14 protein-coding genes are annotated in these 12,131 nt (G+C 69.5%); 6 read left to right on the forward strand and 8 right to left on the reverse strand.

Annotated features, from left to right (window positions below):
* Positions 1-21: 21 nt before the first annotated feature.
* Positions 22-1,488, reverse strand: coding sequence for a MocR-like transcription factor YczR (gene yczR / locus KV203_RS17910; RefSeq protein ID WP_066469485.1), 1,467 nt, complete (start codon positions 1,486-1,488; stop codon positions 22-24).
* Between the two features lie 60 nt (positions 1,489-1,548).
* Here yczR and KV203_RS17915 point away from each other — a divergent pair, with 60 nt between their 5' ends.
* Positions 1,549-1,689: a hypothetical protein gene (locus KV203_RS17915; protein ID WP_157079775.1), complete on the forward strand. Its 141-nt coding sequence runs from the start codon at positions 1,549-1,551 to the stop codon at positions 1,687-1,689.
* A gap of 31 nt (positions 1,690-1,720) precedes the next feature.
* Here KV203_RS17915 and KV203_RS17920 read toward each other — a convergent pair whose 3' ends face one another.
* On the reverse strand, positions 1,721-3,010 hold the full coding sequence (locus tag KV203_RS17920; RefSeq protein ID WP_066469483.1) for an adenylosuccinate synthase: 1,290 nt from the start codon (positions 3,008-3,010) through the stop codon (positions 1,721-1,723).
* A 253-nt stretch (positions 3,011-3,263) separates the two neighbouring features.
* On the opposite strand from KV203_RS17920, the gene KV203_RS17925 reads away from it, so the two are divergent.
* Positions 3,264-3,929: a hypothetical protein gene (locus KV203_RS17925; RefSeq protein WP_066469481.1), complete on the forward strand. Its 666-nt coding sequence runs from the start codon at positions 3,264-3,266 to the stop codon at positions 3,927-3,929.
* Entirely contained in the window at positions 3,911-4,690 is a 780-nt protein-coding gene (locus tag KV203_RS17930) for a site-2 protease family protein (protein WP_066469479.1), read from the forward strand. The genes KV203_RS17925 and KV203_RS17930 overlap by 19 nt, the downstream gene beginning before the upstream one ends.
* 27 nt (positions 4,691-4,717) lie before the next feature.
* Here the strand turns inward: KV203_RS17930 and KV203_RS17935 are convergent, their stop codons facing one another.
* The 3 genes from KV203_RS17935 to KV203_RS17945 all read right to left on the reverse strand — a co-directional run bounded on the left by KV203_RS17935 (position 4,718) and on the right by KV203_RS17945 (position 6,812).
* Positions 4,718-5,020: a chorismate mutase family protein gene (locus KV203_RS17935; protein ID WP_066469476.1), complete on the reverse strand. Its 303-nt coding sequence runs from the start codon at positions 5,018-5,020 to the stop codon at positions 4,718-4,720.
* 279 nt (positions 5,021-5,299) lie between these two features.
* Positions 5,300-6,409, reverse strand: a complete 1,110-nt coding sequence (locus tag KV203_RS17940; RefSeq protein ID WP_066469475.1) for an FUSC family protein — start codon at positions 6,407-6,409, stop codon at positions 5,300-5,302.
* Positions 6,396-6,812 (reverse strand): DUF3151 domain-containing protein, encoded by a 417-nt coding sequence (locus KV203_RS17945; protein ID WP_066469474.1) that lies wholly within the window; start codon positions 6,810-6,812, stop codon positions 6,396-6,398. Before KV203_RS17945 ends, KV203_RS17940 begins: the two co-directional genes overlap by 14 nt.
* Positions 6,813-6,891: 79 nt before the next feature.
* Between KV203_RS17945 and KV203_RS17950 the strand changes: the two genes are divergently transcribed.
* Complete coding sequence (locus tag KV203_RS17950; protein WP_157079773.1) at positions 6,892-7,695, forward strand: Rv0361 family membrane protein; 804 nt, start codon at positions 6,892-6,894, stop codon at positions 7,693-7,695.
* An 18-nt stretch (positions 7,696-7,713) separates the two neighbouring features.
* On the opposite strand, the gene fbaA is transcribed toward KV203_RS17950, so the two are convergent.
* Complete coding sequence (gene fbaA / locus KV203_RS17955; RefSeq protein ID WP_066469469.1) at positions 7,714-8,751, reverse strand: class II fructose-bisphosphate aldolase; 1,038 nt, start codon at positions 8,749-8,751, stop codon at positions 7,714-7,716.
* 176 nt (positions 8,752-8,927) lie between these two features.
* Here fbaA and KV203_RS17960 point away from each other — a divergent pair, with 176 nt between their 5' ends.
* Positions 8,928-9,575, forward strand: a complete 648-nt coding sequence (locus KV203_RS17960; protein WP_246600980.1) for a VTT domain-containing protein — start codon at positions 8,928-8,930, stop codon at positions 9,573-9,575.
* A gap of 4 nt (positions 9,576-9,579) precedes the next feature.
* The gene (locus tag KV203_RS17965; RefSeq protein WP_066469466.1) at positions 9,580-10,236 is read left to right on the forward strand and encodes a DedA family protein; all 657 of its coding nucleotides are present in this window, start codon (positions 9,580-9,582) and stop codon (positions 10,234-10,236) included.
* A 31-nt stretch (positions 10,237-10,267) separates the two neighbouring features.
* On the opposite strand, the gene KV203_RS17970 is transcribed toward KV203_RS17965, so the two are convergent.
* The gene (locus KV203_RS17970; protein WP_066469461.1) at positions 10,268-11,404 is read right to left on the reverse strand and encodes a glycoside hydrolase family 76 protein; all 1,137 of its coding nucleotides are present in this window, start codon (positions 11,402-11,404) and stop codon (positions 10,268-10,270) included.
* 49 nt (positions 11,405-11,453) lie between these two features.
* On the reverse strand, positions 11,454-12,119 hold the full coding sequence (locus tag KV203_RS17975) for a TrmH family RNA methyltransferase (RefSeq protein ID WP_373279220.1): 666 nt from the start codon (positions 12,117-12,119) through the stop codon (positions 11,454-11,456).
* Positions 12,120-12,131 lie beyond the last annotated feature (12 nt).

Consider the following 12,131-nt stretch of genomic DNA (forward strand, 5'->3'; position numbering starts at 1 on the left):
CCGTCCCGCTCGAGCGCGGGCTCACCGGACCAGCGCCGCGGTCAGCTCGTCGCTTGCCGGCGCGAGCGCCGCGTAGGCCTGCGCGATCGCCTGCACCGCGAGTCGTAGCTGCGCCTCGGGGCAGGCGAAGGGCAGACGAAGAAACCGTTCGAACGCGCCGTCGACGCCGAACCGGGTGCCCGCGGCCAGCAGTACGCCGTGGTTCGGCGCGGTCGCGGCGAGCGCCGAGGACACCGGCGTCGGCAGTTGTACCCAGGCCGAGATCCCGCCGACGCCGGGCGCCGGCGTCCAGTCCGGGAGGAATTCGGCCAGCGCGCCGAGCAACGCCGCCCGCTGCCGGCGTAACCGGTCGCGGCGGGCCGACAGCAGCCGATCCTCGATCGCGAACAGCTGCACCGCGGCCAGCTGGTCCACCACCGGGGTGCCCAGATCGACGGTCGATCGGGTGCCGAGCAGCTTGATCAGCAACGGCCGCGGGGCACGGATCCAGCCGACCCGCAGCCCGCCCCAGAACGCTTTCGACGTGGACCCGATGGTGATCACCTCGGCGCCGCGCGCGAACCCGGCGACCGACGCCGGCACCGGCACGTCGAGCGCCAGGGACCGCATCGACTCGTCGATCACGATCGTCATCCGGGTGGTCCGGGCGATCGCGGCCAGCTCGGCCCGGCCGGCCTCGTCCAGGCACAACCCGGTCGGGTTGTTGAAGTCCGGCACCAGGTAGGCCAAGCTCGCCGCGCTCTGGCGCGCCGCGCTGCGAATCCCGGCCAGGTCCCATTCGTTGCCCGGGTCGTCCGGGCGCAACACCACCGGCACCGGCCGAGCGCCGACGTGCCGGATCGCCTCGATCGCGTTCGGATAGCTGGGTTGTTCGATCAGCACCCGGTCGCCCGGCGCGGTCATCGCGGTCAACAACAGGTGCAACGCGTGCTGGGCACCCAGGGTGACCAGCACCTGTCCCGGCTCGGTCGGCAGGCCGGCCGCGGTGTATCGGTCGGCGATCGCCGAGCGCAGGGCCGCGGTACCCACCGGGTCCATCCCGTGCGTGCCGAGGTAGGCCGGCAGCTCGGCGACCGCCGCAACGTAGGCGTCGGCCAGTTCCGGCGGCGCCGGCAGCGCCGCCACGGTGAGATCGATCGCGGCCCGTTCCGGGGGCGCGATCGTGGCGACCAGCCCGCGTCCGGGCGGCTGCGCCGACGTCGGCAACGCGATGCTGCTGCGCGAGCCCTGCCGGCTGATCAGGTAGCCGCGCTCGCGTAGCCGGGCATACGCGGCCGTGATCGTGGTCCGGCTGACCCCCAATTCCCCGGCCAGGTCCCGCTCGCTCGGCAACGCGACACCGAGCGGCAGCCGGCCGTCGTGCACCAGCAGCCGGATTCCCTCGGCCAGCGCCACGTACGCCGGCCGGCCGCCGCGGCCACCGTCGGCACCCCGCCACCGGCCGAGGTCCCGAGCCACCGTCGCCGCGCCGACCGTCCGTATCGCCATGGAACCAGAATCGCGAAACTGGATCTTTAATTCAAGTCCAATTACCCGGACTCTGAACGGATGACGACTCGCTTCCGCCTCGCCCTCGCTCGGCGTCGGCGCACCCGCACCCTGCTCGTCCACCCGTCGAGCGATCGCGACAGCCAGCGACAACAAGCCGACCTCGCGGCCATCCGGGCCCGGCGGATCCCGAACGAGTGACCAGGCCAGTTTCCGCTACTGGACTGATATCTCAGGCCAAGACGTCACGGCGGACGATCGTCTGATCCCGCCCCGGGCCGACCCCGATGCAGGAGACGTGCGCGCCGGCCAGATCCTCCAGCCGCAGCACATAGTCGCGTGCCGCCGGCGGCAGGTCCTCGAACCGGCGCGCCCCGGAGATGTCCTCCCACCAGCCGGGTAGGTACTCGTAGATCGGCCGCGCATGGTGGATCTCGGTCTGGGTCATCGGCATCTCGTCGGTCCGCTCGCCATCAACCAGATAGCCGACACAGACCGGCACCTCGGCCAGGCTGGACAGCACGTCCAGCTTGGTCAGGAAGTAGTCGGTGATCCCGTTCACCCGGGTGGCGTAGCGGGCGATCACCGCATCGAACCAGCCGCACCGGCGCGCCCGGCCGGTGGTCACGCCGACCTCGCCGCCCACCTTCGCCAGGTACTCGCCGTGCTCGTCGAACAGCTCGGTGGGGAACGGGCCGGAACCCACCCGGGTCGTGTACGCCTTCAGGATGCCGAGCACCGTACCGATCCGGTTCGGTCCGATCCCGGACCCGACCGCGGCGCCGCCGGCCGTCGGATTCGACGAGGTCACATACGGGTAGGTGCCGTGATCGACGTCGAGCAGGGTGCCCTGCGAGCCTTCCAGCAGTACCGTCTCGCCGCGATCCAGCGCCTGGTTCAGCCGGAGCCGGGTATCGCAGATCCGCGACCGGAACGCCTCGGCCTGGGACAGCACCTCGTCCACAACCTGCTCCGGGTCCAGCGCCCGCCGGTTGTAGATCTTGATCAGCATCTGATTCTTGATCTCCAGCGCAGCCTCGACCTTCTGCGCCAGGATCTTCTCGTCCAGCACGTCGGCGACCCGCACCCCGACCCGGGCGATCTTGTCCATGTAGCACGGACCGATGCCGCGTCCGGTCGTCCCGATCTTGTTGTTGCCGAGGAACCGCTCGGTGACCTTGTCGATCGCCACGTGGTACGGCATGATCAAATGTGCGTCTGCAGACAGCAGCAGCGCGTCGGTGTCCACCCCCCGCTGTTCCAGCCCGGCCAGCTCGGCCAGCAACACCCCCGGATCGATCACCACCCCGTTGCCGATCACATTGGTCACGCCCGGGGTGAGAATCCCGGACGGGATCAGGTGTAGTGCGTAGTTGTCGCCGTTGGGCAGCACCACGGTGTGCCCGGCGTTGTTCCCGCCCTGATAACGGACCACCCACTGCACGCGGCCGCCCAGCAGATCGGTGGCCTTTCCCTTGCCCTCATCGCCCCATTGCGCACCGATCAGCACGATTGCCGGCATGGTCTGAACTCCTCGAGGTCGACGTGCAGCATCTGCGCTGCAGCAAACTGCCGTCTCCGGGCGGTGGCCGGAGGCTCAGTCTAGCCCAGCTACCTGGGGGTTTCCCAGCGAGTTAGCCGGTCGCCGCACAGTGGCGAGCGGATCGGCCGAAGCAGACCGGTCGGGTTTCTGCGGTGCGGGCAAACGACGCTTAGGATTGAGGTCCGTTCGGTGAGCTGTCGGGCACTCACCGCCGTCGACAAGGAGGACGCGGGTGAGCACGCTCGTCCTGCGTTGCGGTGATGTGCCTGCGCCGATCACACTCGCGGCGCTGACCACGATCCCCACCTCCGCCGTTCCCACCGCCACCGAGTTCGACGAGAACGTCTACCCGCACCTGATCGCATCGGCCGCAAGCCGGCTGGTGGTGCTCGGGGACGACGCCGCGCTCGCCGCGATCCTGACCCGGCTGCTGCGCACCGGCCGACTCGAGCTGGAACTGGGTTACGTGCCGGCCGGCAAATCGCCGGCCGGGCGAATCTTCGGCGTCGGATACGGCACCGCCGCCGCCCGGCTGGCGGTCGACGGCACCGCGCAGCCGACCCCGCTGATCCGGGACGACACCGGCGCCGCGCTGGTCGGCCGGGCGGTGATCACCGGCGTCGACGGCAGCCCGCTGACCGGCGAGGCCTACTGCGACGACACGCTGGTCTTCGACGGCACCGGCAACGAGTTACGGATCGAGCCGACCACCGCACTTCCCGGCCTCGCGGTGCCGGTACCGCGGCGCTTCGCCCGACGGCCGCGCCTGGTCACCGGCCGCGCCGTGCAACTGGGCACCCCCGGCGCCGTGGTGACCCGGGACGGGGTGACCGCCGCCCGGGCGGTGACGCGGGCCAGTTTCTACTGCCACGACGAGCAGTGGCTACTGGTGCGCTGAGCGGTCGGGCCGGGCTGACCCCGAGCCCGGTCTTCCTCGCCACCGCGGCAGTGACAATCGGCGGTGGCTGGCTGGCCGCCCGGACCGACGATCCCACCGGTCCGACCGCGAAGGCCGGGGTGTTCCTGCTGGTCGTCGCCGGCTGGATCGTGACCTTGTGCCTGCACGAGTTCGCACATGCAGTTACCGCGTGGCGAGCCGGCGACCGGTCGGTCCGGCAACGTGGCTATCTGACCTTGAACCCGCTGCGCTATGCCAACCCGGTCTTGTCGATCGGCCTGCCGGTGTTGTTCATCGCGTTGGGCGGGATCGGGCTGCCCGGCGGCGCGGTGCTGGTGCAGACCGACCCGGCACGGCGGGGGACCCAGACGCTGATCAGCCTGGCCGGCCCGGCGGTGAATGCGACCGCCGCAGTCGGGCTGCTGATCGTGATCGCCCGCTTCGGCAGCACCGCGTCCGCCCCGGCGCTCTGGTACGGCCTGAGCTTCCTGGCTTTTCTCCAACTGACCGCCACGGTGCTGAACCTGCTGCCCGTACCCGGGCTGGACGGTTACGGCGCGTTGGCCCCGTGGTTGCCGGCGGACCTCCGCGGCTCGCTCGACCGGTTCGGCGGCTACGGCCTGCTGGTCGTGCTCGCCCTGCTCTTCCTGCCGCAGGTCAACGCCGTGTTCTTCGACGCGGTTTACGGGCTGTTCGACCTGTCCGGCGTGCCCTCGGACTGGTCGCGGTACGGCGCGTCGCTGCTGCGATTCGGTTACTGACGAGATTCGGTTACTGACGGGGTTCGGCTACGGAGCCGGGCCCGGGCGGCCACGCCCCAGCCGCAGCAACACCATGGCCAACGTTCGCCCCTCCTGATCGAACTCCGCGAAACGGCGCAGCACCGCGAGTTCCCGATGTTGCTGGCTCCGCGACGACACCGTCCGGCCCGGCCCGATCATGGTCCGCCCGAGCTGTCGGGCCAACGCGGTACGCCGCCGGATTGCAGCGAGAATGAGCTCGTCCAGGGCCTCGACCTCGGCCAATAAAGGTTCTACCAGGTATTCGGCGTCATTTTCCGCCGGATAGTCGGCGCCGGTATCGGCGGTCATAACTCGACGGTAGCTCAGATGCCCCGATCAGGCTCGAGTAGTCGGCTACTCGAGCTCGTACCGGGGACAAATCCGCAGATCACACGGACCAGCAAGATCGTGGCATCGAAAAGGCAGGAAGCCCCGTACCGTAGTCGATACGAGGCTTCCTTTGAATCAAGTCGGCGGGATCGGTGTTGTCGGCTCGTCCCGACTTAGAACCTAGTGACCGTTTCCGGCATCCGCCGCACCGGGAGGCCTATTCCAAGGATCTTCTCAGCTTGCCGGTCGATCGACCGGTCACAGGGCCGGTGGCACGTGCGGATTCGGCACGGTCGGCGGCAGAATAGCCAGCGCCGCGACCCGGGAAACCCCGCAGACCTGCAACAAGTCCACGATTGCCGAACGCAGCTGGGCGAAGACGACGTGCGTCGACAGACCGGCGCCCGCGATCAACTCCGGCCGGGCCGCCCGGGCAACTGCGCGCAACGCGGCAGCCGCATCGTCGCGACTCGGCCGCTCGTCCGGATCGGCGAGCAGCAGATCGCGAACCACCTCCACCGCACCGGCCAGCTGCTCGACCACATCGACCAACCTCGGGTCCAGGATCTCGTCGTCCCGGACCAGCGTCAGCGCCCGCCGCACCAACACACGGACGTTGCGCACCGCGTTGTCCAACGGGTCGACCGTGTCCGCCAATCGGACCAGCCGACGCCGAGCTCCGCCCCAGAAGAGCGGCGACACCCAACTGGACTCGCGGCCGCCTCGAATCTGCAGGCGCAGCTCGTCGATCCGGTCCTGCGTGCCCCGTATCCGGTCGAGCGCGGCACGAATCAGCGTCGGGTTCTGCTCGACGAGCCCATCGGCGGTCTGCCGCAACGCCGCACCGAGGACGTCCAGTACATCTGCAGCAACTCGACGTGCTCGTTTCACCGGGTGGGTGGGGACCACCGCGACCACGGCAATCCCGACCAGGCCACCGACCAACGCGTCGATCATCCGATCCGTCCCGGCGTTGCCGCCCGGCGGTAGTGCGGCGACCAGCACCGCCGAACCGGCCGCCTGGATCGCGATCACCGGGCCGCCGTCCAACGCCACCGCCGCACCCATGGCCACGGCGACGGTGAGCATGATCTGCCAGGTGCCGGACCCGATCAGGGCGATCAGCAGGTCGCCCACACCGAGCCCGACGCTCACCCCGACGAGCAGTTCCAGCGAACGACGCACCCGGGAGCCGAGCGATACACCCAACGCGACCACCGCGGAGATCGGCGCGAAAAACGGCTCCGGATGCCGCAGCAGGTCGTGTGATACCCACCAGGCCAGGCCCGCCGCCAACGCGCACTGCAGGATCGGCACCGCCGCCGCAGCGACCCGGCCGACCGCCGAGCTCCGGCTATTCGACGCCAAGTTCCGAGGCGGCGCGCGGGTCGCAGTCCTCCAGTAGGTCCAGACAGCGGGCGTACTCGTCCTGCTCGTCGATGTCGCGCGCGGCCTGGGCGAGCACGGCGACACAACGCAGGAATCCGCGATTCGGTTCGTGACCGTAGGGCACCGGACCGAAGCCTTTCCAGCCGCTGCGGCGCAGCGCATCCAGGCCACGGTGATAGCCGGTGCGCGCGTAGGCGTAGGCGGTGATCGTCGCGCCGTCGGCGAGAGCCGCTTCGGCCAATTGGGCCCACGCCACCGATGCCGCGGGGTCGTCGGCTGCCACCTGAGCCGGATCGACGCCGTCGGCGAGCGCGGCTTCCGCTTCCGCATGTTCGGGCAGCCGGATCGGCTGGGGGCCGAGCAGATCTAGGAACGAACTCATAACGTCATTCTGCCCGCACCCGGTATCGGTCGATAGGCTGCCCTACGAGTCCGACGAACGCTGCCACCGGGAGAAGAGCTTGTCCGACCAGAACGACGACGCGGCGACGCCACAACCGCCGAGCCGTCCCCCCGCGCCGCCCCGAACACCGAAAAAGGACGACGCGGAACGCCCCGGTGGATCGTCCGCACGACCCACCGACACGCCGCCGGCAGCCGACCTCGACCCGCCGATCGAGACCGTTCGCACCCCGGGCGCTCGGACGCCACCCCGCCGGCCACCGGCAAAGCCGATGCGCGCCCCGCTCGTGCCACCCCCAGCGGCCGACCCGGCAGCGAGCATCGATCCGGCAGCGAGCATCGATCCGGGACCGACGCTCGACCCGGGCCCGACACCGATGCTGGCCAAGCCGCAGCGAGTGCCGGCCGCCGACCCCGCGCCCACCGGGCACACCCGGCGGCGCTGGCCCTGGCTGGTTGCGGCCGCCGTCCTGATCGCGGCTCTGGCGACCGGCGGGGTACTGGCATTGCTGCACCGCAACCAGCCGGAGACCCCGGAATCCCAGGTCGAAAAATCGATCGAAACGTTCGCCTCGGCCCTGCAGTCCGGCGACCTGGCCGAGCTCCGGGCGAGCTCGTGCGGCGCGCTACACGAGTACTACAGCGGGATCGCCGACCAGGACTTCGCCGCGGTCTACGAGGCCGTGTCGACGCAGAACACCATACCGGTGATCACCGACGTGCACGCGGTGCAGGTTTCCGGTGACACGGCGATCGCCGAGGTCACCGCGTACACGAAGGCGAGCAGCAAGGAGCGGACCACCCGCACCGTGAGCCTGACCCACGCCGAGGACGGCTGGAAGGTCTGCGACCCGCCGTCCTGACGGTACCGAGTCGGTCGGTCAGCTCCCGCTGACCGACCGGCCGGCCGAATGCAGGTCGGTGCAGGCCTCGACGACCCGGGCCGACATGTTCGCCTCGGCCGACTTGAGGTAACTGCGGGGGTCGTAGGCTTTTTTGTTGCCGACCTCACCGTCGACCTTGAGCACCCCGTCGTAGTTGCTGAACATGTGTCCCGCGATCGGCCGGGTGAAGGCGTACTGGGTGTCGGTGTCCACGTTCATCTTCACCACGCCGTACTTCAGGCTGTCCTCGATCTCCGACTTCAGCGAGCCGGAACCGCCGTGGAAGACGAAATCGAACGGCTGCGCGTCCGCGGGCAGGCCGAGTCGCGCCGCAGCCACCCGCTGCCCCTCCGCGAGCACCTCCGGCTTCAGCACGACGTTGCCCGGCTTGTACACGCCGTGCACATTGCCGAAAGTTGCGGCCAGCAGGTAACGACCCCGATCACCGCCGCCCAACGCGTCGACGGTCTTCTCGAAATCCTCGACGCTGGTGTAGAGCTTGTCGTCGATCTCGGCTTCGATACCGTCCTCTTCGCCACCGACCACGCCGATCTCCAGCTCGAGCACGATCCGGGCGGCCGTGGCCGCAGCCAACAACTCCTGGGCAATCGCCAGATTCTCGTCGATCGGAATCGCCGAGCCGTCCCACATGTGCGACTGGAACAGCGGTTCCCGCCCGGCCGCCACCCGCTCGGCGGACAACGCCAGCAACGGGCGCACGTAACTGTCCAACTTGTCCTTGGGGCAGTGATCGGTGTGCAGCGCGATGGTGACCGGGTACCTGGCCGCGACCACGCCGGCGAACTCGGCCAGCGCAACCGCACCGGTGACCATGTCCTTCACTCCCAGGCCGGAACCGAACTCGGCACCGCCGGTGGAGAACTGGATGATGCCGTCGCTGCCGGCGTCGGCGAAGCCCTTGATCGCCGCGTTGATCGTTTCCGATGACGTGCAGTTGATGGCAGGGAAGGCGAACGAATGCTCCTTGGCGTTCGCAAGCATCTCGGCGTAGACCTCGGGAGTGGCGATCGGCACCGATGAACCTCCATGTAGGAACCGGGGGGACGTGCCTATACCCTAGCCGCCGCCGCACCGGGACGAGCCGAGAAGTGGCCGCCGGCGGCAACGTCGGTAGGCTGTCCGGCGTGACTGTGCTGGCTGCGACCGAGACCGTGACCAACCTCGCACTACTGCCGCAATGGCTCGATCCGATGTACCTGCTGACCGAATCCTGGCTGCGCAACACCGTATTGCCGGCGATCCTGGTCATCGTCTTCATCGAGACCGGATTGTTGTTCCCGTTGCTGCCGGGCGATTCGCTGCTGTTCACCGGCGGCCTGCTCGCGGCGCAGGCGAATCCGCCGGTGAACATCTGGGTGCTGCTGATCTGCGTTCCGCTCGCGGCGATCGCCGGCGATCAGTCGTCGTACTGGATCGGTCGCACGATCGGTCCAGCGCTGTTCGACAGGCCGGATTCACGCTTTTTCAAGCAGGAGTACGTGACGACCTCACACGAGTTCTTCGAGAAGCACGGCCCCAAGACGATCATCTTGGCCCGGTTCGTGCCGATCGCCCGCACGTTCTCGCCGGTGCTGGCCGGGGTGTCGAAGATGCATTACCCGAGGTTCATCGCCTACGACATCGTCGGCGGCATCCTGTGGGGCGCCGGCGTGACCGCCTGCGGCTACTTCCTCGGCAATATCGCGTTCATCCGCGACCACGTCGAGGCGATCTTCCTGCTGATCGTGCTGGTATCGATCCTGCCGGGGATCATCGAGATCAGCAAGCGGTCGGTCCGGTCCCGTCGTTCGGCCGCCGACCAGCCCGAGCGCGCCCACGTGGATCACCCCGCCGGGTAAGCGAATGGACATCGTCACCGGTGGTTTACAGGCACTCGAATCGGCCGGACCGACGGCGGTCTGGCTGGTGGTCGTCACGTTCGTGTTCCTGGAGTGCGCGGTCATCATCGGCTTGTTCCTGCCCGGCGATTCCCTGCTGATCACCGCGGGCGTGGTGTTGGCGAGCGCGCCGGCCGGCGAACATCATCTGTGGGCGCTGTCGCTGTCCACGATCGCGGCCGCGGTCGTCGGCAACCAGGTCGGCTACGTGCTCGGCCGGCGGACCGGCTCCCGGCTGGTCACCCGGCCCGGTGGTCGATATCTGACCCCGGAGAATCTGCACCGGGTCAAGCTGATGGTGGAACGGCACGGATTCTGGGCGGTGCTGATCGCACGGTGGATTCCGTGGGTGCGCACACTGTGTCCGATGGTGGCCGGGGCGGCCGAGATGAACCACCGCAGCTACACCGTAGCGAGCACGATCGGCGCGGTGATCTGGGCGCCGGTGCTGCTGCACATCGGGTTTCACGCGGGCGGCTGGATCAACCGGGTGGACTGGCTGATGCCGGTGGTGATCGGCGGGCTCACCGCGATGCTGCTGATCGGCACCGCGATCGGCCTGCGCCGCTACCGGCAGGAGATGTCGCGCTGCGCCGAGGAGATCCCGGTCGCCGAGGTGTGAGCCGACCGCCGGGGCGGGCAACCGGCCGGGTTCAAAAGCCGGCGCCGGCCACCCGGTGCGCCGCCTCCATCAGCATCCACCCGCTGAGCTGCACGGACAGGTCACGCTCGGCGATCTGCGAGGAGCGCACCGTGCCGCGGCGGAACGCGGCGATCGAGCCGTCCAGGCCGGCCAGTTGCGCCGGGTCGGTCCAGCGGGAACCGAACAACGGCAGGCCGTCCACCTCCAGCCGGTTCGCCCAGGCCGCCTCGGCGGAGGTCAGCACGATGGACGCCGCACCCGCCCGGGCTCGCAGGTCTTCGTCCCGGTCACCCGGCAAGGCGACCGCGACCACACCGAGCTGGCGCGCCAGAATCCCGCTGAACAAGCCGCCGTCGCCGCCGCCGCCGCGGTTGACCACCCCGCGATCGGTGAGGTGTTCGTCGACCGCACGGATCAGCCGGTGTACCCGCTGGGCATGCCGCGGCGCACCGTCTCGAATGGCCAACTCGGTCTCCAGCCCCAGCGTGACCCCCTGGCAGTAAGTATAGATCTCCCGGTCCAGCGCATCCGGGCCGCGCATCGGGCGCGTCCCGTCGAAGATCAGGCCGGTTTCGGGATCCCGCAGGGTGCCGTCGATCCAGTCCGCCATCTGCACCGCCCGATCGAGCTTCCCGGTTCGGGCGAGCAGGATGCCGGCCGGGCCGTTGGCCGGGGTGTTGTAGAAGTCCGACCCGACACACCACGGAATCCCACCGCCTCGATCGGGCGCCCACGCGTCGTAGAGCACCCCGGTGAGGATGTCGATCGCGCCCTGATTCTGTACCTGATGCAACCGCTGTGCCCGCTCCAACGCCAGCCCGAGCCAGGCCATGTCGTCGTAGTAGCTGTTGGTCCAGCCCCGCAGATTGCGAATCCGGTGGGCCCGGATGAGCCGGACCAGCCGGGTCCGCCGCACCCCGGTCGCCCCGCGGCGCGAGGCGTCGACAACACAGTCGATCAGGTGCGCCTGCCACCAGTAATGCCAGGTCAGGAACAGCCGTTCGCGGCGGACCGACGGCCAACCGACCACCGCCAGCCGAGTGCCGGGCAACTCCCACAGCCGGGTCAGATGGCGGGCGGTGATCGCCGCTTCGGCCGCGTCGGCACGCTCGGCCCAGAGGTCGACGGTAGGGGAAACAGCAGGCATGGTCCGATCCTGCCCAATCGATTCCGGATGTGCTACCGCGCGGCGGTCATTACCAGGCCGCATCCAGGTCCGCGTGCTGGCGAACCCAGGTATGCATCGCGATGCCCGCGGCGACCCCCGCGTTGATGCTGCGGGTGGAGCCGAACTGCGCGATGGACACGGTCAGCCCGGCCACCGCCCGGGCCGCGTCGCTCACTCCCGGCCCCTCCTGGCCGAACAGCAGCAGGCTGGCACGCGGCAGCCGCACCGTCTCCAGCGGAACCGAACCGGGCACGTTGTCCACCGCGACCACCGTCAACCCGCCGGCGCGGGCGTACTCGGCGAGCGCCGCCAGGTCGGGATGGTGGTGGACATGCTGGTAACGGTCGGTGACCATGGCGCCGCGCCGATTCCAGCGCCGCCGCCCGACGATGTGCACCGCGGCCGCGGCAAACGCGTTGGCGGTACGGACCACGGTGCCGATGTTGGCGTCGTGCGCGAAGTTCTCGATCGCGACGTGGAACGGGTGCCGCCGAGCGTCCAGGTCGGCGACGATCGCCGCCCGAGACCAGTACCGATAGCGATCGACGACGTTGCGCCGGTCGCCCGCGGCGAGCAGCTCCGGGTCGTAGCGCGGATCGTCCGGCGCCGCGTCGTGCTCGTCCGCCCACGGACCGACGCCGTAGCTGGGCTCGCCCCACTCGGTGGGCCCTGGTTCGGCGGTCACGACCGGCAGCGTAGTTCGCCG

It is taken from the genome of Skermania piniformis, assembly GCF_019285775.1.
Lineage (GTDB): Bacteria > Actinomycetota > Actinomycetes > Mycobacteriales > Mycobacteriaceae > Skermania > Skermania pinensis.